The following is a 23757-nucleotide window of genomic DNA, read 5'->3' on the forward strand; positions in this document are numbered from 1 at the left end:
CAATTTGTGGTCTGGAATTATTGCCTACAAATTCCTAGATAAAAAGCCCACTATTAGAGATTTTCAAGAAAAAAATCTACTTACAAATTTTGAACTTTTTCAAGATATTGCCGCTTAACTCACGTAATACACTATTTCCATTCGGTAGTTGACTAATTTCTGCTTTTTGCCAATCGGGGTAAAAAGTTCTATACTTGGGGTCAAGCCGGGCATCATTGTTTCTTTGAATGGGGTTGTTTTGCAGAAAAAGCTTTTTCTGCTGTGTTTCAAAGTAGTCTTTGGCGATGCTCAAAAAGTTAGATTGGGGTCGTATCTCAATTGGTTTCTTACAAGCCCAAAAAGGTAAGCAGATACCTAAAATCGCAATCCACTTTAATTTTTCAAGTGAGGGGGGGGTAATTCATTGATTTTCTCTGTTTTAGCATAAAAATCAGGCGTTTGAGTTAAAACTGGTGCGAAGAAAATCTGTGTAAGAAAAAAAGTCAAATACTAGGCGTTAAGAAATTGTTAAGTTTTAGGCTAATAAATTTTGCCCTTAATAAAACCAAAACGACCACATTCAGTCTGTGTGAATATGGTCGTTTTTTATGTTTTACTGAAAGAACTCTTTCATTTTTTCAAAAAAGCTTTTTTCAGATTTATCAGGTGAGGGCATAAAGTTTTTAGAATTTCTTAATTTTTCTAAAATTGCTTTTTCTTCAGGAGTGAGTTTTTTGGGCGTCCAGATATTGATGTGAATGAGCTGGTCTCCACGGTCATAGCTCTGTAAATCTTTCAAGCCCTTGCCTTTCAAGCGTAAAATTTTACCGCTTTGCGTACCCGGTTCAATTTTTACTTTTACTTTTCCATCAAGGGTAGGTACTTCAACAGTGGCACCCAAAGCGGCATCAATGAAACTAATATGCAAATCGTAAATAATATTATTGCCATCTCTTTTGAGGGTTTCGTCTTCGGCTTCTTCAATTACGATATACAAATCACCATATTGCCCACCGCGTTGGGGGTAGTTGCCCTTGCCTGCAATAGAAAGTTGCATACCTTCTTGTACCCCCGCAGGCACGCGAATAGAAATTACCTCTTCCTCCATAGTTCTACCTTCGCCTGCACAAACTTCGCATTTTTGGCTGATAGTCTTACCGCTACCACTGCAAGTAGGACAGGTGCTGGTAGTTATCATTTGTCCGAGCATCGTGTTGGTTACACGGCGAACTTGCCCCGTTCCTCCACAAGTGCCGCAAGTTTGTAAGGAAACGCCATTTTTAGAGCCATTGCCATTACAAGATTTACAGGCTATGTAGCGTTTCACTTTTACTTTCTTTTCTGCACCTTCTGCAATTTCTTGTAGCGTGAGTTTGAGCTTAATACGTAGATTAGTGCCTTTATTCACTCCTCTGCTTCTACCGCCGCCCATTCCTCCGCCGAAGAAACTTTCAAAGCCAGTACCTTCAAAAATATCGCTGAAGCGAGCAAAAATATCTTCCATATTCATATCACCACTGAAACCGCCGCCAAAACCACCAGCACCGCTTACGCCATTGTGTCCGAATTGGTCGTAGCGTTTGCGTTTTTCAGGGTCAGAAAGTACTTCATACGCTTCTGCCGCCTCCTTAAACTTCTCTTCGGCTTCAGGATTATTGGGGTTTTTGTCGGGGTGATACTTTATTGCCAGCTGTCTGTATGCTTTCTTGATTTCTTCGGGCGTAGCACTCCGAGAAACTCCCAAAACTTCGTAATAATCTCTTTTTGCCATAATTCTATCAAAAAAAATTTAATTTCAGATTTTGATTATGCTCCTGTAACCACTTTGGCAAAACGCAAAACTTTCTCACCAAGCATATAACCTTTCTCAATAGTATCTATCACTTTTCCTTTCATCTCTTCACTGGGAGCAGGCACTTGTGTAATAGCTTCGTGCTTGTCGGGGTCAAAGGATTCGTGGGTAGATTTAATTTCCGCAACTCCTTGCTTTTCCAAAAATTTAGCAAACTTCTGATGAATCAGCATAATACCTTCTTTGAGGCTTTCAAAATTGGCTTCAGTACTTTCAAAAGCCTTTACAGCACGTTCAAAATCATCAAAAATAGGTAATAGTTCCAAAAGAAGTTTGGCATTAGCTTGTTCTATAAATTCAACTTTTTCTTTGGCAGTTCTACGTCTGAAATTTTCAAAATCGGCGTACAAGCGAATGTAATTATCTTTTTGCTCTGCCAAAGCAAACTCCAACTTCTTAACTACTTCTTCCAGGTTAGAAACATTATTACCATCTGTCGTTGATTTTTCGGAGTTTTGGATTTCTTCTGTCAAAACCTCTTTGTTTTCAGCATTTTCGTTAGAATGGCTATTCTGCTTTTCTTGCTGGTTTTCGTTTTTAGGGTTTTTGCTACTCATAGTCACAAAAATTTTTGCAATTTACGAAGGTTCAATTTCTTTGCCAAATTAAAAATACTGCCATTTTGGCATAAAAAATAAACGAACACTTGTGTTCAGTGTTCGTTGAAATCGTATTGATTATTTGTGTAAAAATTTACTGTAACAATAGTTTCAAAAAATCCTCATCAATTATTCCCGAAGGATAGCTTTGCTTTTCTTGTTGAATTTTCTTGATTGCCTGTTCGGTTTCATCACTGAAAACACCATCTATTTGTATGGCTTGCCATTTTTGGCTGATGAGTTTCTGTATTTCCCAAATGGCTCTATCTTTATCTCCTTTTCGGAAAGTTTTACCAGCTATAAGTTTATGCAAAGAATAATTTTTTTCGCTAATTCCATTTTTCTCAATATAGGCAATGGCTTCGTTATCAAACCCTTGCTGTTTGAGTTTTTTGGAATGGATAAGTTTGGCTTCCAAGAATTTTACTCTTGCCAGCATAGTTTGATAGGTTTGTGCGGCGTTTTTAGCTTGCGGAATCTCTATATCCGAAGAAAGCACGTCTATACCATAATTAGTCCATTGTTCGCGAGCAAAATTTCCTAAATAAGTAGCTGTTTCAAAATATTCTTTTACCAGAGCAGGTTCGTGATAGTTTACGTCAATTTCTTGCGTATTTATTACATAGTCATAAGCATTCGGGTAAGAGAATTTACGATATTTCTGGTATTGAAAAAAAGTAAGCAAACCCAAAAAAACAAGAATTAAAAAAACGACTATACGTTTCATAAGCGGAGAACAGAATTTTATAGTTTTTGAAAAATTTTTTACAGAAAAAATTTGGTAGATTTTGAAATTTATATTACATTTGCAAAGTCAAACTTAAACAGCAAACTGATATGAAATCACCATTTGGAAATCCTTTTGGAATGCCTTTTGGCACAAAGTAAAAGCTAATCAATCGTAGCTATTACTTTGAGCTCGATAGCAATGGGCGTAGGCAAAGCTGTAATGCCCAACGTAGTTCGGCAAGGCTGATTATCTTTGAAATACTCAGCATAGATTTTGTTATATTTAGGAAAATCCTCTTTCATATTGGTCAAAAAGACCGTAACATCTATAATTTTATCCCAAGAAGAGCCTGCCTCCTCTAAAATGTAACGAATATTCTCAAAAACAGAATGGCATTGAGCTTCAATGTCATAACTAATAATATTTCCATTTTCATCAAGCTCTACGCCGGGAATTTCTTTGCTACCTCGTTTGCGAGGTCCTACCCCTGAAAGAAACAGCAGATTTCCTACTCGTCTTGCGTGAGGGTACAAACCCACAGGTTCAGGAGCTTTGGAACTATGTATCAAATCTTTGTTTTCAGACATACATTTGGGTTTTAATGAATTTCGGCTAAACTTTCTTCATTAGCTTGTAAAATATGCTCAATATCACTATCAGAAAGAGCCACCGAAACAAATAAGCTTTCAAATTGTGAAGGTGCCAAATATACACCTTTTTGAAGCATCTTATGAAAATATTTTCCAAAAATTTCGGTATTGGAAGTTTTAGCAGTCTGAAAATCAATGACTTGTTTATTTGTAAAAAATAGGCTATACATTGAGCCAATTTGATTGATAGTATAAGCTAAATTCAGTTTTTGCAAAGTTTTTTTCAGTCCCTCTACAATTTTTTGTGTGATTTGTTCTAACTTTTGGTAAATTTGAGGGTTTTCGTTGAGCTCGGTAAGCATAGCATAGCCTGCAGCCATAGCGATAGGATTGCCTGAAAGTGTACCCGCCTGATACACCTTGCCCACAGGCGAAACGCTATCCATAATTTCTTTTTTACCACCATAAGCTCCCACAGGTAAGCCACCTCCAATGATTTTTCCTAAGGTAGTCATATCGGGGGTTACCCCAAAAAGTTCCTGTGCCCCTCCACGAGCCAAACGAAACCCTGTCATTACTTCATCAAAAATTAAGATGATACCCTCTTGGTTACAAATAGCTCGTAAACCTTCTAAAAAGCCTTTTTGAGGTAAAACGCAACCCATATTACCCACGACTGGCTCTACAATAATACAGGCTATTTGTTTAGGATTGGCCTCGATGAGCTTTTTTACTGCGTCCAAATCGTTGTAAGGAGCGGTAAGTGTATCATTAGCAACTCCCTGCGTTACGCCAAGACTATCAGGAGACCCCATTGTGTAAGCTCCGCTACCTGCCGCAATCAGAAAACTATCGCCGTGTCCGTGGTAGCACCCTTCAAATTTGATAATCTTGTTTCTGCCCGTATAACCACGAGCTACCCGAATAGCACTCATACAGGCTTCGGTACCCGAATTTACCATTCGGACTTTTTCAATGGAAGGCACCATTTGACAAATCAGTTCTGCCATTTCTATTTCTTTACGAGTAGGTGCCCCATACGAAAAAGAATTAGGCAGAGCTTCTGCAATAGCTTTTTGAATTTTAGGGTGAGCGTGTCCGAGTATCATTGGACCCCAAGAGTTAATAAGTTCAATATAGCGGTTGCCATCTTCATCATACAGGTATGCCCCTTCGGCTCGTTTGATAAACACAGGCGTTCCGCCCACCGACTTGAAAGCCCGCACAGGTGAATTTACACCCCCGGGCAAGAGTGTTTTTGCTTTTTCAAAAAGTTCTTTGCTTTTGTGAAAATTCATAGCTGTTTATTTTTTACCAACCTAATTCCTAATTCCTCTAATTGCTCTTGGAAAATTTCAGAAGGGGCATCAATCATAACATCTCTGCCCGAATTGTTTTTAGGGAAAGCAATAAAATCACGAATGCTATCGGCTCCGCTGAAAATAGCACAAAGTCTATCAAAACCGAAAGCTATGCCCCCGTGAGGAGGTGCCCCATAGCGAAACGCATTCATCAAGAAGCCAAATTGTTTTTCGGCTTGTTCCGCTGTAAAGCCTAAAACTTCAAACATTTTTGCCTGCAAGTTTTTATCAAAAATCCGAATAGAACCACCGCCTACCTCTGTGCCATTGATAACCATATCATAAGCATTAGCCCTTACTTTGCCTAACTCGCCGTTTTGCAAGAAAGTTATATCTTCGGGTTTGGGCGAAGTAAAAGGGTGATGCATTGCAAACCAACGTCCTGCCTCCTCATCATACTCAAAAGCAGGAAAATCTATCACCCAAAGACAAGAAAATTTATTTTTATCACGCAAGCCCAATCGTGTTCCCATTTCCAAACGCAATTCAGAAAGTTGTTTGCGAGTTTTGGCTGTTTCACCACTCAAAATCAAAAGCAAATCACCCGCCTGAGCCTGCATTGCTTCTGCCCAAGTTCGCAAATCATCTTGCGTGTAAAACTTATCTACCGAAGATTTAAACGAGCCATCAGCTTTGCATTGCACATATACCAAACCCTTTGCCCCAATTTGAGGCTTTTTGACAAACTCCGTAAGTTCATCAAGTTGCTTGCGGGTGTATTCAGCACAACCTTTGGCACAAATACCAACTACTATTTCAGCATTATCAAATACCTGAAAACCTTTACCTTTTGCCAAATGTGTAATTTCGGTAAATTTCATTTCAAAGCGTGTGTCAGGTTTATCAGAGCCGTACAAACGCATAGCTTCCTCGTAGCTCATTCGGGGTAAAGTAGGGATTTCTATGCCTTTTACACTACGAAAAAGATGTCTGATAAGCCCTTCAAACATTTGCAAAACATCTTCTTGCTCTACAAAAGACATCTCACAATCTATTTGCGTAAATTCGGGTTGGCGGTCGGCACGAAGGTCTTCATCGCGAAAACATTTGACAATCTGATAGTATCTATCAAAGCCTGCTACCATTAGCAATTGCTTGAAAGTTTGTGGCGATTGAGGCAAAGCGTAAAACTGCCCTTGGTTCATTCGGCTGGGGACAACAAAATCTCTTGCCCCTTCGGGAGTAGATTTGATAAGTACAGGCGTTTCTACCTCAATAAAATACTGACTATCCAGATACTTACGTGTTTCTTGTGCCATTTTGTGGCGAAGCTCTAAATTTTTACGAACTATATTCCTACGCAAGTCCAGATAGCGGAATTTCATACGCAAATCATCGCCGCCATCGGTTTCGTCTTCTATTTTGAAAGGAGGTACTTCGGCGGGGTTGAGAATAGCAATTTTTTCAGCCCAGACTTCAATTTCGCCTGTGGGAAGTTTAGGATTTTTGGACTCTCTTTCGGCTACTTTTCCCGAAACCTGAATAACAAATTCCCTGCCCAAACTGCGAGCAGTTTCAAAGAGTTCAGCGGGGGTCTTGTTTTCTACAAGGGTAATTTGTGTAATGCCATAGCGGTCGCGTAAATCTATCCACAAAATAGAACCTTTGTCGCGTATCGTTTGCACCCAGCCTGCAAGAGTTACATTTTCATTTTGATTGGAAAGCCTTAATTCGCCGCAAGTATGTGTTCGGAACATAACTGATTGATTTTTGAAATGGTGTGCAATTTAGGCAAATTTGCGGGTTGTGCAAAAAACTTATAATTCCATTTTCAGGAACTTACCTGTATAACTTTGGGGGTGAGTAGCGAGTTCTTCGGGAGAGCCTTCGGCAATGATATAGCCACCCGCTTCACCTCCTTCCAAACCTAAATCTATGATATGATCGCAAACTTTGATAACATCAAGATTATGCTCAATGATAAGCACCGTATTGCCCTTTTCTACCAACTTATTCAAAAACAAAAGCAATTTTTCAATATCCTGAAAATGTAGCCCCGTAGTAGGTTCGTCAAGAATGTAAAGAGTTTTGCCCGTATCTTTGCGAGAAAGTTCGGTAGCGAGTTTTACCCTTTGAGCTTCCCCGCCTGATAGCGTAGTGGCAGGTTGCCCCAATGTTATGTAACCCAAACCTACTTCGTGAATAGTTTTAATTTTAGAAAGAATACGAGGCTGATTTTCAAAAAATTCTAATGCTTGCTCTATGGTCATATCCAGCACATCGGCAATGGATTTCCCTTTGAAACGTACTTCCAGCGTTTCTCTGTTATATCTTTTTCCTTTACAATCGCGGCAGGGAATATGGACATCGGGTAAAAATTCCATTTCAATCGTAACCACGCCTGCACCTTCGCAAGTTTCGCACCTTCCGCCTTTTACGTTAAACGAAAAACGACCAGGTTTATACCCTCTAATTTTGGCTTCGGGGAGTTGTGCAAACAAATCCCGAATATCCGTAAAAACTCCTGTGTAAGTAGCGGTATTGCTTCGGGGCGTTCTGCCAATGGGAGATTGATCAATTTCTATGACTTTATCTAAATGTTCCAATCCTTCTATGCCCTCGTAAGGCAGAGGCTCTTTTTTAGCATTGTAAAAATGCCGATTCAGAATAGGAAAAAGTGTATGATGAATTAGCGAAGACTTTCCAGAACCCGAAACCCCTGTGACGGCAATCATTTTCCCAAGCGGGAGCGTAAGCGTGATGTTTTTAAGATTATGCCCTCGGCAACCTTTGAGCAAAAGAAATTTGCCGTTGCCTGCTCGTCTTTGCTCGGGAACTTTAATTTGGGCAATACCTTTCAGGTACTGGGCTGTCAGGGAGTTGGGGTTTTGTAGAAAAACTTGGGGCGAACCTTTGCCAACAATAGCTCCGCCGTGCCTGCCTGCCTCGGGACCAATATCTATGATGTAATCCGCCTGCAACATCATATCTTTGTCGTGTTCTACCACAATCACCGAATTGCCAATGTCTCGTAAATTTTGCAAAGATTGAATAAGTTTCTGATTATCTCTTTGATGCAAGCCAATGCTTGGCTCATCAAGTACGTACAAAACGCCTGTGAGTTGCGTGCCAATCTGCGTAGCCAAGCGTATGCGTTGCGATTCGCCTCCTGAAAGGGTTTTTACGGCTCGGTTGAGCGTCAGGTAGTCCAACCCAACATCTATCAAGAACTGCAATCTCTTGCGAATTTCCTTCAACACTTCTTCGGCAATGCGTTTTTTTATACCTTGCATACGATTTTCCAGACCCAATAGCCATTGAGCAAGTTCTGCAATGCTCATAGCCGAAAGTTCGGCAATATTTTTATTATCAATTTTGAAATGTAAAGCCTCTTTTTTCAGCCTTGCTCCATTACATTCAGGACAAATACTACTGCTTAAAAATTCGCTGTAATACTCTCTGACCGATTCTGAGCTTTCACGCATCATTTTTTGTATGAAGGGAACGATTCCTTCAAAAGTTGTGTGCCAATCGGTGCCTGGGTATTTGGTGGAAGCTACCTGAATCGTTTCTTTACTTCCGTAAAGAATAATATCCAAGACTTCACGAGGAATTTCGGCAATAGGTTTTTTGATAGAAATTTTGTGTTTTTTGAGAATGCTTTCTATTTTCTTGAAAATCCAAATATCCCGAAACTCACCCAAAGGGGCAATAGCTCCTTTTTCAATGCTTAAATTCTTATTAGGAATGATACTATCTTCGGTAAAATTTTCAATCACGCCCAAACCCTCACAAGTAGGACACCAACCATAAGGAGAGTTAAAGGAAAAAGTATTGGGAGCAGGCTCATCATAACTAATGCCCGATGTAGGGCAAGTGTAAAATTTGGAATAAAATCTGATTTGTTCTTTTTCATCAAGAACCATTAGCGTTCCCTTGCCCTCTTTGAGGGCTTTTTGAATAGTATCAGCAAGGCGAAAATCGTCTCTTACTTGCAGGCGGTCAATGAGTACCTCTATATCGTGAATTTTGTAGCGGTCAAGCTCTAATTTGGGTGAAATTTCTTGAATTTTTCCATCAATGCGAGCTTTCAGATACCCTTTTTTGGCAATTTCAGCAAATAGCTCTTTGTAATGTCCTTTTCTACCTTTTACCAAAGGGGCAAGAATAGAAATTTTTTGATTTGCATACGTTTGCAAAATGCTTTCACGAATTTGGTCAGGGGACTGCTGAATCATTTTTTCACCCGTAACATAAGAATACGCCTCACCTGCCCGAGCAAAAAGCAAACGCAAGAAATCATAAATTTCTGTAAGCGTACCTACCGTAGAACGAGGATTTTTAGAGGTTGTTTTCTGTTCAATGGCAATAACAGGGCTTAAACCTTCAATTTTATCTACATCAGGGCGTTGCATTTCGCCGATAAAGCCTCTTGCATACGCCGAAAAACTTTCCATATAACGCCTTTGGGCTTCGGCGAAAATGGTATCAAACACAAGTGAGGATTTTCCACTACCACTTACACCTGTTACGACTACCAATTTCTGACGAGGAATAGTAAGGTCAAAATTTTTCAAATTATGTTCACGAGCCCCGTAAATCTCTATTTGCTCTTCCATAGCTGATTTTTTTCCAAAACGCTAAATTAGGAAAAAAGTTTGAAGGACAAGCTACTCTCTTGCATAGAAACGTAAGAACCAAACGTCTTTGTAAGGTTTTTGACAGGCGGGTGGGGGTTCAGGAATTTCTTGCACGGCTACATCTGCTCTACAAGGGTTTGAGCGTAGCAATTCTTTTTTTCCATAATATTCTACCCAAAAGCGTACATAAAAAGCTTCTTCCGAAAGGTAAATGTTCTGATTGTTTTTTAGCATTATTTTTACCTCATCAGCTATTTTTTGATGATGCACGTATGACTTGGGGTCGTAGAAATCTTGTATTTCTCGCCAAAACTGAAAAAATGAACCTGCAAAAATTAGCACTGCTATCAAATAAAGCCCTGCAATTTTTATTTGGGGTAAAAAATAGCTCAATACCATTGCCACTGCCCAGGCAAAGAAAATAGCATAGTACGTCCAGACACGATAAAACGGAAAAGCTCGCATCAGGCAAATAACCCCGAACGTAACCGCCATAGAAATTACTAAAAATTGCCAAATTTGTTTATGTGTGTAGTTGGGTGATTTTTTCCAAACAATCCAACTCCCCAGCAGACTTACTACTGCAAAAAAAATAAAAGAAACATATTTCGGTAAGCTCACGACATACCAAACAGATTCTCGCAAAGCAATAGGCAAAATGTAGCTAAAAAACCACCTGCTATCGTAATCTTTGGGTGCAACGTTTTCATTACCTAAAAGGGCATTTTTGCCACTATACGCCAGCACACCTACATACGCTACATATACGCAAGCCAAAATCAGCAAACCAATCCCAGCAAAGCGATAAAGTGCACCGAGTGGTATCTTTTTTCGTAAAATTTGCCAAAGCAAAAAAGCATAGAATGAAAGCATTGCATACAAAAACACAGGCACAGCCCAAAAACCAAACACACAAGCAAAGCCAAAAAGCCACAAATACAAAGAATGGTAGTTTTGCAGATACATTAACAAAGCAAAAAAGGCAATAAATATGCACAAAGCCTCAAACATATATGCCCTACCTTGTACCGAAAAAACGGATTGGCTAAACCCTAAACCTGCCAGTAGAAGTGTTAGGTAGGCTACCTGAAAATTACTTTTACGCAAGAAAAAGGCAAATACTATAACAAGTAGCCCCCAGAATGATAGGAGGGAAGTTAAACGTAAGGCAAGAATGTTATCAGAAACCAAAATGTTCCAAAAACAGGTTGTCAGGTTGTAGAAAAGATGATTATTAGGCACAGGATAATGTGTAAGTGTAACCGAAGCCCCCTGTGAGGCAAAAAATAACCACGAAAAAGCCTCGTCCATTGCCAAAAATATATTTTGATACATAAAAACCTGATGAACTGCAATAGCAAGCAAGGTAAAACCCAGTAGCCACTTTTGATTTTTTGAAAGAGTATTTAAATCTTTCTTAAAAAGTGTATAAAGGCGGTTTAATTCTTTGATACTTTCTTGAAAATGCTTCAGAATGGTTTTAAGTGAACTCCAAAAGATGATTTGGAGTGCCAAAATCAAACAAAGGGCAATAGATAACCATATTTTAGCTTGCTCGTAGGTTTGAGGGGAGAAGTGGTGTTTAGCAAAGAGGTGATGTCTAAAAATTCTTTGGTGTTTCTGCAAATAAGTGCTTAAAATTTCAGTGTAGCTGGCTTGCCAAAACCAAAGCCACTCCCTAAATAAATACCAACTAATGAGGAGCGAAAAAACTGCAAAAATGAAAATTTTGAGGAAAAATAATTGTCTCATTTGTTTTTTGCACAATGATACGAAAAAAATGTTTCCATCAAAATCTAAAAACTATAAACGTATTTTATACAACTGATTAACAAATTTTTACAAAATTTCAGAAAAAATTTTTTCAAAAAAATTTGGCAAATACTTGAAAAGTGCGTAGTATTGCAGTCCGAAAACACTCCCGAATAGCTCAGTCGGTTAGAGCATCTGACTGTTAATCAGAGGGTCGCTGGTTCGAGCCCAGCTTCGGGAGCTTCAAAATCAACTACTTACAAAGCCCTTACAAAAAGGGCTTTTTTATTTGCATAACAATTTGTAAGAAATTCGGTGAAAGAGCGTTTTAGAATGTGAAAATCAGCCAATTTTTTTCTTTACAACAATATAGCCGGGATATTTGATATAACCTTTCCCAACAGAAATAGAAGGTTTTACACGTAAAGTTAGATTTTTGGGTTGATTATTTTCGTCTTTAATGCCGATGGCTTTACCAATCAGTTCCCTGCCTTCCTTTTGTGAAAAAATTTTATACAGGTCGGAGCTAATTTGCAGAGGCATCACAATATTTTCGCCTGCGGGTATTTCGTATCGCTGATTAACCACTCCTCTGGCAATTTCTACTTTATCAATTTCTGCAATCCATTCCAAATAATTGAGTGCGGCAAGTTTATCATTCGGGTTACTGATATTGATATTGAAGGTGAAATTCAGCGGTAAAGTTTTTTGAGAAAAAGATTTGAGCAGAGAAGCGATATCTAAAACATTCACCTCGCTAATATCTGTTTTTTCTTGCAAATTGATACCTGCCAAACGCAAATTATCAATTCCTGCACTTGTGAAATCGCATTGAGCAAGATTTTTTAACTCTCTAAAAGTACGACAAGAAAAAGTGAATAAAAGCAAAAACGCCAATAGACTAATTTTTTTCGTAGTGTGTGGTAAATTCATAAGGATACGAGGCGATTGTTTGTGAAGGATTGTTGAGTGATTTTTGAATATTTCTTTTTTTACGCAGTACTAACAATGCTTGTGTGAAAGAGAGCATTATTGCAAACAAAATGGCAAAATATACATATACATTAAGTAAGTTGGCAAAATAAGCGGCAATTATTACAAATATGTTAAGAGCATACAAAATAAAACTGGCTTGCAAATGCGAACAGCCCACGTCAAGCAATAGGTGATGTAGATGATTTCTGTCACCTGAAAAAGGCGATTTCCCTTGTGCCGCTCTTACCAAAAACACTCTCAGGGTATCAAAGAGTGGTATGACCAAAACCGCAATAGCAAATAAAGGAGCTTTACCACCTACAAAGGAAACTTCGGTCTTGTTCATTTCAATAAATTTGATAGCAAAAACAGCAGAAATAAAACCCAAAATTAAAGAACCTGTATCTCCCATAAAAATTCTGCCTGTAAAATTGTAACGTAGAAATCCCAGAGTTGCTCCGCAAGTAGCTATAGCCCAAATAGCGAGGCTTTCTTCGCTATGTCTGAAAAACCATATTCCAAAAGTAGAAATCACGATACAAGCTATGCCACCTGCCAGCCCATTGATGCCATCAATAAGATTGAACGCATTGATTATCACTATCATCGTAAAAATAGTAGCGGCATAAAGCACCAATGGGGGGGCATCGTAGGTAAAAAAGAAGCCGTACAAACTGCTTAGCTGAACATCTCCCCAAAATACCACAATACAAACAGCTAACATCTGTGCCAAAAACTTTTTGTAAGGGGTAAGAGGAATAATATCGTCTTTGATACCCGTGAAAAACAAAATGGTGATTGCTGAAAGGAATGTTCCTAAATCTAAATTTTTGCTCTGATGAGCAAAGAATGTAGCAGAAATCACGGTACCAGCGAAAATAGCAATGCCTCCAAGGGTAGGAACTTTTCGGATATGAATTTTCCGTAGCTCATCAGGTTCATCGTATAAATGTTTCTGCTCAGCAACCTTAATAATAGCAGGAATACTCACCCACGCAATAGCCAGCGAGGCAATGAAAGTAACAATAAGGATAAAAATCATCATAAACACCTGTTTTCACGTTCGCCTCAACCTTGCAACATAATTTTGGTTCAGGAAAAAAACACTTTTTCAAAAAATAAATTTTAGAAGGCATTTTTATCGCCTTTGAAAATCGCCTTGATTGTCCAGAAAATAATGAGGATATCCAACCAAAACGACCAGTTTTCTATGTAAAACACGTCCATTTTTACTCGGTTTATCATAGAGCGAACATCACGCGTTTCGCCTCGGTAACCTTTCACTTGGGCAAGTCCTGTAACACCCGGTTTTACCAAATGCCTCACCATATACTTTTCTACAATGTGTTGAAATGTATTATTAAGTTCCAAAGGGTGAGGACGAGGACCTACTACGGTCATATCTCCTAAAAGTACATTAAAGAACTGCGGTAATTCGTCTAAACTTGTTTTTCGTAAAAATTTACCAATTTTAGTTACTCGGCTATCATTACGGGTGGCTTGCACAAATTCAGCATCTTTTTGGTAAGTCATTGTGCGGAACTTGTACACCCAAAATATTTTGCCATCTTTTCCTGCTCGCTTTTGCTTGAAAAAAACAGGTCCTTTGGAGGTTAATTTGATAAGCAAAGCGATAATAGGAAACAACCAAGTAAAGATAAACAAAATTACGAAAAGAGAAAAGAAAATATCAAAACTTCTTTTCAAAAACTGATTGAAAGCATCATTGAGAGGCTCCCTACGAGAAAGTACCACAGGAACATTCCCGAACTGCTCTACGGCGACTTCAGCGGCGGTAAAATCTTTTAGGTTGGGAAGCAAACGTATGCGTTTGAGTTGATTATCAGCAAATTGGGTAATTTTTTTGAGTTGCTCACGGCTGATGCTATCCAGAGAGCAGTAAATTTCATCAATATTGTTTTCTAAAACAAACTTTTCTAAATCTTTTAGTTTGCCTTTTACTAGCGAATTATTTTCTTCTTTCTCATCAAAAAAGCCCCAAAATTGATAGCCCCTGTCTTTGTTTTTGGTAACAAAATTATATAAATCTAAACCTGCCTTTCCATATCCTACAATGACGATTCGGATTTGGTTGTAGCCCATTTTTCGGTAAACCCGCAAGAGCCACAAAATTAACACTCGCCAAATAGCAATAAGTGTAGTAAAAGTAGAATAAGAAACAATGAGATGAAAGCGTGAATAGGCTTTTTCTTGAATAAGTACTAAAAAAATAGCCATAAGAGCAAAATGCCAAGCAATTGCTTTAAGCATTTTACGGATAATTGTCCAATATTCTTCTAAACGCGAAATTTGATAAGTTTTAGCAAAAATAGCTATACCAATCCAAACCACATTAGCATAGATACCTACATACCAATAAGGTTCTTCAAATACTCCTCTGAAGCTTTTGAAGCGAATGAGATAAGCTATCAAGAAGGCTAAATTTAGAGCAAATATATCTCCCAAAGAATAGAAAAAACGTACAAGCCTTCTATATGAAGATTGCTCCATAAATATTACAAGATTTTAGCCCAAAAATACAGAAAATTCTTTTTTTATTTCAAGATTAAATTGATTTTCAAAATTTTCAGGATTTTGTTTTTTTTGATTTTCAAATGTTTATAAAAAAGTCTTTCAAAGTCGATTTTTATTGAGTGTATCAAAAACTAAAACTCTACTTGAAGTAGAGTTTTAGAATAGATATTTGAGTAGCGAAGTTTGAATTAGCGTCCTTGGCTTAATTTTTCCATTTCAGCCTCAAAGGTTTTTTTGAATTTTTCGTAGTCATAATCAATTTTGAGGCGTTCCTCTTGGGAAAGTTTTTGCATACGCTTGTTGTAAGATTCAAGCAAATCGTCGGTAGTCAGTTCTATGGCAATATAGTATTTGTAGGTGCCTTCTTGAGTTTTTACCAGTTTTTCACAAATAGTTTTAGTTCCAGCGATTTCTTGGTCAATTACTTCGCGTGTGAGGTTTTCGTAGCGTTCTTCAACCTCTTCTTTGTTGTTGAACTCACGTGAGTTTACGTAGTTGTCTGTAACTGCTTTGATACGTGTATTGATGCTACGAGCCAGTTCATCACGGCAGTTGCTTAATGCTTTACGCTTAGCAACCATTTGGTCTTGGCTTTCACCCATAGCATTGGCTCGGAATGTTTTTTTATCCGTAAAATACTGCGGACCTGAGCAAGGCACTACTACCTCTTCTTCCCCTTTGGGAAGTTTTACTTTTTCTTTCTTTCTACAAGAAAATGAAACAGAGGCTACGAGAACTATAAACGTGAAATAGATAAATGACTTTTTCATAAAAACAGTTTTTTGGTTACACATTACTCGTAAAGCACGAATAATGCCAAAGTTAGAAAAACTTTCTAAAAAAAGTAAATTTATTTTGTAAAATTTTAAAAATTAGTGATTAATTGTGTTTTCGATCTGATAAAAAGCAACATCAGTGATGGTGATGTTACTTTACTTACAACTTACTTTTTGCTTTTCAACTTTTCAATGGTTTGTTTTACAGCGGTTCTGTTATCAGTAGGCTGATACTTGAATGTTTTATTAAATTTGGAGCTATCAAAGTAATAGTCTCTATCGTATTGGTAACGCATTTCGTACATTTCTTTCAGAATGGGTACAAAAAGCCCAAGGACCTTCATACCCCAAGCAGGTAAAACTTGGTATTTGTTACTTGTATTCATTTCTTGGGCAAAAAGGTCAATCCATTGCTCACCAGTAATTTTTTGGGGGTCTGTTGGTAAGTTCCAAACTTGATTATAGGCTTCGGGTGTATTGCCCAGCATCGCTGTACCTTTTGCCAAATCGGGAGCGTATCCTGTTGTGTGAATAACCTTGGCGTTACAAAACCATTGGGCTTTTTTACCTTTGGCTAAATTATCATAAACCAAGTTCATCAAAAGGCTTCTTTCCTTAAATTCACTAAAAAAGTCAGGAGCACGTGCTATAATGGCTTTTAATTTATTAGCTTCAATAGCGTTGAGAATAAGTTTATCTACTTCAGCTCTAACTTCCCCTTTTTTACTAGTGGGGCTAATAGGTGATTCTTCTGTGATGTGTTTTACGTTGTCGCCGCCAATTGCATACACATTATCAAAAAAAACGAGTTTAGAGTTGAATTTTTGGCAAGAAGCTATTACATTTTGTATAAGCGGCACCCACATTTTTTGCCAAACTTTGGTGTCGTAAGTAAATCCTACTGTGAGATAGACAATTTCGCTATCTTGTACTGCTTTTTCTACTTGCTCTTTTACGGATAGGTCAGCACTCAGTAGTTCATCATTGGGATTTACTTTTTTTGGATTTCTGCTAACCAATCTGATATTATCTGTATAATTGGACAATAATTTTGCCAATTCTGTTCCAATAGCTCCACCTGCACCTAAAATTGTTTGCTTCATATTTAGAATATTTCGGATAGCTCTCTATACAAATTGCCAATATTAAAATTTTGCACTTCAAGAAATGAAAGGCAGTTCCTAATATTTTCTATCTACCACTAAAACATAATTAGCAATGGCTTCAAAGGTTTGAGAATTTTATGTTTAAGATTTACATACTTTTTCGTGCTTTCTAATAAACCCTAATTTTTTGTCCTATAGCAAGGCTTTCACCTTTAAGGTTAGGATTTAACTTGCGAATTTGCTCAACAGAGCCGTTGTAGCGTTTGCTGATGCTCCATAGCGTATCACCTTGTTTGACAACGTGATACACCTCTTTGCTTGTAGAGAGATTATTTTTACTGCTTGTTCCTGCTATTGCCCCTATGAGTGGTTTTTTTAAGGCTACCTTATGGAGAGGAACTTTTACTTCTTGGTTGTTTAGAGGTTCTTTTTCACTGTTTTCTGTTTGTTTATTATTTTGTGCTAAATTTTCTTCGCTGTTTTCAGAGTTTTCTTTCTCTTTCTCCTCTTTTTCTTTGGATTTTTCATCTACCCACAATACCAAGCGTTGCGAAGCTATTAGATTTTGAGAGCGAAGTTTGTTCCAGAGCATTAAGTCGCGAGTATGTACTTGATACATCTGAGCAATTTGAGTAAGTGTTTCACCTTTACGTACTGTATGCGTAACCTTCTTTTTACCTTTGGTGCTAGCAATAGCTTCGTTGTAAGTAGCAGGGTAGGGAATGTACTGATAGCTTCTTTTGCTGGCGGCTTTGAGAATATCTTCGCGGTGTTCGTTGAAATATTCTATTTTATCTTTGGGAATACGCAAAGCATAGTCTTTGTAATGGCGAGGTACAACATTTTTCTTCAGTTGAGGATTAAGTACTTGCAAAACTTCAAAATCGATATCCAATTGTTTAGCAAGTTCTTTCACATTTACAAATTGGTTTACTACAATTGTATCGGCAGGAATGTAGGTATGCACCTCTTCGGGAAGTTCGGCAAAATGCTCGTGATGGTAGTTGAAAACGTAAGTTACAGCAATAAAAGTAGGCACATAGGCACGTGTTTCGGCAGGAATGTAAGGATAAATATCCCAAAAATTTCTTTTACCTCCTGCCCGTTTGATAGCTTGGTCAATTCTACCCGGACCTGCATTGTAGGCGGCAAGAACCAGATGCCAGTCTCCAAATCTTTCATACAAGTATTTAAGGAAGCGAGCCGCTGCTTCTGTAGATTTGTAAGGGTCTATGCGTTCATCAATGTAAAAATCTTGTTTCAAGCCATACATTTTTCCCGTGAAGGGCATAAACTGCCATAAACCCACTGCCGAAGCCCAAGAAGTAGCTTTGGGAATAAGAGACGATTCTACGACAGAAAGGTATTTGAGCTCATCAGGCATATTGTATTTAGCCAAAATTTCCTCAAAAATGGGGAAGTAGCGGTCTTTTCTCATCAAATAGTACTTAATTTGCTTGCGTTGTTTTACACAAAACCGCTCAATCTGTTTTTTTACAGCATTATTGTAGGTAAGAGGAATTTCATTTTCAATACACTTCAAACGCTCTGCAACAAGCTCGTCGTGAATTGCAGGGATATAATCTTTGAGTTCAGTATCAATTTCTGAATTTTTAGCGGTTTCCGGCTGCCCATAAAGTTTGGGGCTTACACAGGCAAATGCTAAAAAGCCAAACAACAGAACCTTCGCTACTTTTTTCATCGGTAGAGTATTTGGTTTTTTACAAAACATTTGTCGTGCCAAAGCAAGTCGGCAGTGTAAAGGTATAGAAAGTTTTTTACACTGCCAAAATTACATAACAAAAAGTTGAGAAAAGATGCTGTAAGTTATATGAGCTTTGCTCAAACTTTGATACCCATTAGCAAAATATCGTCTCTTTGCATAGTTCCTCTTTGATACATATCCAAGAAGTTTTCTAAATGCTTTTGTTGTTCGCTCATAGTGAGGTTACAATTTTGCGAGAGTAGATATTTGAATTTAGCCTCGCCTAATTTTATTCTTTCTGCATTATTCTGGTCTGTGAAGCCGTCGCTACCTAAATAAAGCAAACTACCTGATTTGAGTCTAAGCTCTTGATTAGTAAAAGGAACATTTTCGTTTTGGAAACCGCCAATAGAGCGTCTGTCGCCTTTGAGCATAAAAACTTGGTCGTGTCCAGCTTCTATGTAATAAAGCGGTCTTTTAGCCCCTGCATAAGTGAGTTTGGTGAAGCCATCGGGTTGTTTTTCCAAAACACACACCGATAAATCCATTCCATATTGATTTTCCGTTTTGTCTTGTTGGAGGGTAGAACGGATTTCTTCATCCAATTTTTTTAGAATTTCAGCAGGTTCAGTTATCTGATATTGTTTTACTACTTTGGTAAGCATTGTGCTGCCAATAATACTCATCAAGGCACCGGGTACGCCGTGTCCGGTGCAATCTACGGTAGCTACAATCACCTTGTTATCAACTTGTTCTACCCAGTAAAAATCGCCAGAAACTACATCACGGGGGCGGAAAATGAGGAAATATTCCCCCAACAGGGCTTTCATTTTATCTTCGTGAGGCAAAACAGCCTGCTGTATAGTCATAGCGGCATTGATACTTTTTTCAATTTTCTCGTTTTGTTCAGCAAGAATAGCATTCTTTTCGGCAATGGCATCTCTTTGAGCCATAATTTCCTCTTGGTTCTGGCGAAGTTCTTCGTTTTGAGCGGCGATTTGGTTAGATTGCTCCTGAATAGCAAGGGATTGTTCTTGAATTTCTTTGGACTGCTTTTCAATTTCTTTAGCTTGGCGTTCAATAGCATTTTTCTGTTTGCGTATGCGTATGTAAGTGTAGATGCTGTATGCCAAACCAATAATTGCCAAAGCAATGATAATCATTAGGAGTTGGTTGATGAGTTCATTGGCACGGGCTTCTTTTTCGGCAGCTTCTTTTTGCTGTTTAGCCACTTTTTCTTTTTCTCTTACTTCGGCGAGTTCTTTTTCTTTAAGTACTTTTTCTTTTTCTTGGGCATCTATCTTGATAGCTTGGAGTTCTTTTTCACGTTGTAATAGTTCATTTTCTTGTCTTTGTTTTTCGGCTTCGGCTTGTTGTTTGGTAATCAAGAGAGCTTGCTCAATTCTTTTCCGTTCCAATTCTTGGTTCAAGGCACGTGTACGGCTAATTTCACTTTCTTTGCGAGCTAAATCCGCTTCTTGGCGAGCTTTTTCTTTTTCCAAAGCGAGCTGTTTTACGGTCATTTCTTGCTTTTCTTTTTCAGCAATATCTTGTTTGAGTTCATTTTCCTTTTTTTCCACATTGATTTGCTCTTCAAGCAGTTTTTGCTGATTTAATGCTTCACGTTGCCTGATTTTTTCACGTGTATCTTGGTAGAGTTTATTATACTTTTGATATTGAGCAAAATCCTTTTCTTTCTGATAGATTTGAGCCAAAATATTGTAGCTTACTTCTAAAATATTATCACCATTAGGTAAATTTTGAGCAATGGAAATAGCTTTTTCAGTTTGGGCGATAGCTACTTTACTTTTACCCGAAACGTAATTGTTGGCGGCTAAATAATTGGAAAGATTAGCCACTTCATATTCATTTTTCTGGTTTTCAGCAAGTTTATAGGCTTTTTGGAAATACTCTCCTGCATCATCAAATTTTCCAATGTAGCTATATGTAACACCCAAGTTGGTGTACATAGTAAGTTGTTGCTGAGGACGCAGACGGCTCAATTTGCCATAAATAGCGAGAGCTTCCATAAAATGGTCCATAGATTTTTGTGTATTTCCGAGCTGTCGGTACAAAAATCCTAAATTGTTGTGGGTGTCAGCAACTGCCATCTCATCACCTAGTTCTTTATTAAGTTGCAAACACTCCAAAGTGTAGTTTAAGGCATCTTGATTTTTATCAGCCGCTTCGCAAATTTCAGCAAGTTTGTGAAGCGTATTTACTTCATCTTTTTTACGATTTTCTTTCTTTTGCAAACGCAAAATTTTATCATAGGTTTTTTGAGCATTGTTGTAATCTTTCAGAGCTATTTGCGAATTTCCAATAGCATTCAAAATGGCGATTTTTGCCGAATTGCTTTCGTTATTTTGCTCTTGCAACTGATAAACTTGCTCAAAATATTCAATAGCCTTTTTATGAGCATTTTGTCTTTGATAGGTAAGCCCCAGACGCTCTAAAATATTGATACGTTCAGGCATATCTTTGGCTTTGTTCAGCTCGGCAAGTAGCACACTGATACTACTTTGGCTTTGAGCTTTTACTATCATATTGAAAGCCAGCAAACAAAGAAATAAACAAAGAAGTTTTTTAACAGGTGTCATAATAGTAAAGTTTTATTGGATTGTGTAATTAAAACTTATCATAAACCTTCTGCCAAAATCAGGAAGTTGATTAGGTTTATGGTAGATAGCACTATTCCAACCCTGTGCGTCAGAGTTGAGAACGTTCCATACAGGGCTATTGAGTACGTTATTGATTTTTAGTTCCATAAACAGCCCATTTATGTTGAGCAATTTAGCAAAATTTTGTCTAAAATACAAATTAAAATACAAACTCGCAGGAACATTGTGTTTGGTGTAGTTATTAGGGTTGGCGTTGGGGTTTTCTATAACTTGATTTCCCTGTACAATAATCGCTTCGGGTCTTGCTTCTCCTAAATTGTTATTTGCAGGAGCAAGCATTAAAATCCTGCCATTAAAATAGCCTTCCAAGCCTATGGTAGTTCCTTTTTTGAATATGTGGCTTGCTCCGCCTTTTATCATCAAATCAGGCGAATCCAAAGGAAGTAACATATTGGGCAGAGGGTCGTAAATAGGTGCAACCCCACCGGAACCCACCGTGCCTAAAATTCCCGTACCTTCGCGAGGATTTTTGTAATCTCTCATAAATGCAAAAGCATCGGAAGGGCGGCGAAGAATGTAGTAAGTTGCCGCTCCCCAAAAGTCAGTGTCTTCTAAGCGATGATAGGCTGAAAGCGTAAAACCAATATTGCTCCAAGCACTTCCCGCATTGAAGGCTTGTAAAGCGGGGTTAAATTGATACAAACGATTGTTTTGCAGATAAAATGCATTGAAACTGGCATTGCTTTTTTTCTTATTAAAGCTATGACTCACAATTAGCTCGTAGTTGTCAGTTATCTCCGACTTTGCTTCTATATCCAAAGGCAGACGGATAATTTCTTGGGGAGGTACGGCACGGAAGGCACGAGCAAAAATGGCTCTTACGTTGGTATTTTCTGTAAAACGATAATTTACAACGGCTCGGGGCGTGATGTTTTGGTCTACTTTATTCTGAGCTCGGATAGGAGAATATCCCCCCGTATTAGCATTAAAAGTATAAACTACTTGGTTACCGAAATTTCTATAAGCATCTTGAATAAACTGATAGTCGTAACGCACTCCTGCGGTGATAGTAAGTTTGGGAATAGGTGTATAAATAGTTTGCAACCATAAACCATAATACCAACCATTATCAGAAATCCCCCCCGAAGGACGATAGAACAGAAACATATTATTTCTTGCAGAAATCCATTGAATATTTTTGTAATCAGCTATTTCAATGTTACCACCCAAACTCACATTTACTTTTTCATTTTTGAAAGGCATCATCTGAAACTCCCCGCCCCAAGACTTGGTAATCCCTGCATAATTGATACGCAAACCGCCACCATTGTAAGCTAAAGTACTATCTTTGAGTACTATGTTGGCGTCTAATAGGGTATTGTACCTTACAAAGTTGCCATCTATAAGTAAAAATCTATTTGCATTAGCTCCTGTGAAAGGGTTGAGAAAAGTAGTTAATGCAGTATTTGCTAAGGTTTGTCCATTGGTAGGGTTTCTATCGGTAAGGCTGAAATCTTGTATTTCTCTATTGGTGCTTAAATTATAGCTAATACGAGCCGTAATTCCCCATTTTGTGATAGGTTTAAGCTCTAAGTAAGCGGCACCGTGGCTCCATTGGCGGTCGTTATCGGGGTGGTTGAAAGTTACATTATCTTTGGGTTGTACCCAAGAAACAGCTCGGCTATGCATAAATGCCCCAACAGAAAAATATTCACTATTGAAACGAACATCAAAGTTAGGAAAATCATAGCCTCCATTAAAACTGCCGTCATTGGGTACGTCCCAATAAACTTGGTTGCGGTAGATGATGTCAGCAAGCCCTGCTCCCTTTTTAGTGAAACTACTTTGCCAAGGACGTTGGGTGTGTCCTGTTTTGGTATCATACTCCAAGCCACCTGAAAAACGGTATAAAGTAAGTGAAAGGTTAGATTTTTCAGAAATACCAAAAGTCAAGCCCGTAGAAAAGCGTTGAACAATAGAGTTCCTACCCAACTCTTCAAAGATTGCAGAAGTGTAAAGTTTTATCCGATTATCGCGATTCAAAAACACAGGGTCGGCGTTACGCGTAATAATATTGACCACCCCTTGAACCGCCACACTACCATACAAAGCACCCCCAGGACCTCTCAACACCTCAATTCTCTCTACATTATTTAAATCTCCAATAACATCAGCGTAAAAATCTCCAAAATGGAAACGTTCATTGATACGATGTCCGTTGATAAGGAAAAGTACATTTCGTCGAGTGTTGTTGGTGAAAAAGCCCCTGAAATCCGTATCAAAATTGTTGCCTGTATAGTGCGTATAAACTTCGGGAATACGAGCTAGTAGCTCGGCTAAATTACGATAACCGTAACGCTCAATATCTTCGCGGGTAATTACCGTGATACTTGCAGGAGCATCACTCAAATTTTCTTTGATACGGGAAGCCGTTACTACTTGGATTTCTGCTTCTACATCTTTTTTAAGCTGTAAGATTTCCTCTGCCGAAGAGGTAAATAGCTTAATTCTTGAACTATCTGTCTGAGCGTTCAACATACTAACACTTACTATACCTGTAAGCATTAGAACAGAAATAAAGAGTTTCATAATTGCA

At 38.2% G+C, this 23757-nt stretch carries 16 protein-coding genes and 1 tRNA gene; 1 reads left to right on the top strand and 16 read right to left on the bottom strand.

Annotated elements, in window-relative coordinates; translation table 11 throughout:
* Positions 1 to 592: 592 nt before the first annotated feature.
* The 8 genes from dnaJ to Rain11_RS10375 all read right to left on the bottom strand — a co-directional run bounded on the left by dnaJ (position 593) and on the right by Rain11_RS10375 (position 11443).
* Complete coding sequence (gene dnaJ, locus Rain11_RS10340; protein ID WP_101359294.1) at positions 593 to 1750, bottom strand: molecular chaperone DnaJ; 1158 nt, start codon at positions 1748 to 1750, stop codon at positions 593 to 595.
* Positions 1751 to 1785: 35 nt separating this feature from the next.
* The gene (locus Rain11_RS10345; RefSeq protein WP_101359295.1) at positions 1786 to 2388 is read right to left on the bottom strand and encodes a nucleotide exchange factor GrpE; all 603 of its coding nucleotides are present in this window, start codon (positions 2386 to 2388) and stop codon (positions 1786 to 1788) included.
* A 136-nt stretch (positions 2389 to 2524) separates the two neighbouring features.
* Positions 2525 to 3157 carry a peptidoglycan-binding domain-containing protein gene (locus Rain11_RS10350; protein WP_101359296.1) on the bottom strand — a complete coding sequence of 211 codons (633 nt, stop codon included), beginning with the start codon at positions 3155 to 3157 and terminating at the stop codon, positions 2525 to 2527.
* Positions 3158 to 3321: 164 nt separating this feature from the next.
* Positions 3322 to 3747 (bottom strand): RidA family protein, encoded by a 426-nt coding sequence (locus tag Rain11_RS10355; RefSeq protein WP_101359297.1) that lies wholly within the window; start codon positions 3745 to 3747, stop codon positions 3322 to 3324.
* Positions 3748 to 3758: 11 nt separating this feature from the next.
* Complete coding sequence (gene hemL, locus Rain11_RS10360; protein ID WP_101359298.1) at positions 3759 to 5048, bottom strand: glutamate-1-semialdehyde 2,1-aminomutase; 1290 nt, start codon at positions 5046 to 5048, stop codon at positions 3759 to 3761.
* Entirely contained in the window at positions 5045 to 6808 is a 1764-nt protein-coding gene (aspS, locus tag Rain11_RS10365; protein ID WP_101359299.1) for an aspartate--tRNA ligase, read from the bottom strand. Before aspS ends, hemL begins: the two co-directional genes overlap by 4 nt.
* 60 nt (positions 6809 to 6868) lie before the next feature.
* Entirely contained in the window at positions 6869 to 9670 is a 2802-nt protein-coding gene (gene uvrA, locus Rain11_RS10370; RefSeq protein WP_101359300.1) for an excinuclease ABC subunit UvrA, read from the bottom strand.
* 51 nt (positions 9671 to 9721) lie between these two features.
* Positions 9722 to 11443 carry an ArnT family glycosyltransferase gene (locus Rain11_RS10375; RefSeq protein WP_101359301.1) on the bottom strand — a complete coding sequence of 574 codons (1722 nt, stop codon included), beginning with the start codon at positions 11441 to 11443 and terminating at the stop codon, positions 9722 to 9724.
* A 167-nt stretch (positions 11444 to 11610) separates the two neighbouring features.
* Here Rain11_RS10375 and Rain11_RS10380 point away from each other — a divergent pair.
* Positions 11611 to 11684: transfer RNA gene (locus Rain11_RS10380), tRNA-Asn, on the top strand.
* A gap of 101 nt (positions 11685 to 11785) precedes the next feature.
* On the opposite strand, the gene Rain11_RS10385 is transcribed toward Rain11_RS10380, so the two are convergent.
* The 8 genes from Rain11_RS10385 to Rain11_RS10420 form a co-directional block, all read right to left on the bottom strand.
* A complete protein-coding gene (locus Rain11_RS10385; protein ID WP_133121567.1) occupies positions 11786 to 12376 on the bottom strand; it encodes a hypothetical protein in 591 nt (196 codons plus the stop codon).
* Positions 12345 to 13463, bottom strand: a complete 1119-nt coding sequence (locus Rain11_RS10390; protein WP_101359303.1) for an MraY family glycosyltransferase — start codon at positions 13461 to 13463, stop codon at positions 12345 to 12347. The genes Rain11_RS10385 and Rain11_RS10390 overlap by 32 nt, the downstream gene beginning before the upstream one ends.
* 80 nt (positions 13464 to 13543) lie before the next feature.
* Positions 13544 to 14929 carry an undecaprenyl-phosphate glucose phosphotransferase gene (locus Rain11_RS10395; protein WP_101359304.1) on the bottom strand — a complete coding sequence of 462 codons (1386 nt, stop codon included), beginning with the start codon at positions 14927 to 14929 and terminating at the stop codon, positions 13544 to 13546.
* Positions 14930 to 15141: 212 nt separating this feature from the next.
* Positions 15142 to 15723 carry a hypothetical protein gene (locus Rain11_RS10400; RefSeq protein ID WP_101359305.1) on the bottom strand — a complete coding sequence of 194 codons (582 nt, stop codon included), beginning with the start codon at positions 15721 to 15723 and terminating at the stop codon, positions 15142 to 15144.
* 173 nt (positions 15724 to 15896) lie between these two features.
* On the bottom strand, positions 15897 to 16832 hold the full coding sequence (locus Rain11_RS10405) for an NAD-dependent epimerase/dehydratase family protein (RefSeq protein WP_101359306.1): 936 nt from the start codon (positions 16830 to 16832) through the stop codon (positions 15897 to 15899).
* A gap of 172 nt (positions 16833 to 17004) precedes the next feature.
* A complete protein-coding gene (locus tag Rain11_RS10410) occupies positions 17005 to 18537 on the bottom strand; it encodes a lytic transglycosylase domain-containing protein (protein ID WP_165778119.1) in 1533 nt (510 codons plus the stop codon).
* 140 nt (positions 18538 to 18677) lie between these two features.
* Complete coding sequence (locus Rain11_RS10415; protein WP_101359308.1) at positions 18678 to 21140, bottom strand: tetratricopeptide repeat protein; 2463 nt, start codon at positions 21138 to 21140, stop codon at positions 18678 to 18680.
* Between the two features lie 12 nt (positions 21141 to 21152).
* Positions 21153 to 23750, bottom strand: coding sequence for a TonB-dependent receptor plug domain-containing protein (locus Rain11_RS10420; RefSeq protein ID WP_101359309.1), 2598 nt, complete (start codon positions 23748 to 23750; stop codon positions 21153 to 21155).
* Between the last annotated feature and the right edge of the window lie 7 nt (positions 23751 to 23757).

This window comes from Raineya orbicola (assembly GCF_002843425.1).
GTDB classification, from domain to species: Bacteria; Bacteroidota; Bacteroidia; order Cytophagales; family Thermonemataceae; genus Raineya; species Raineya orbicola.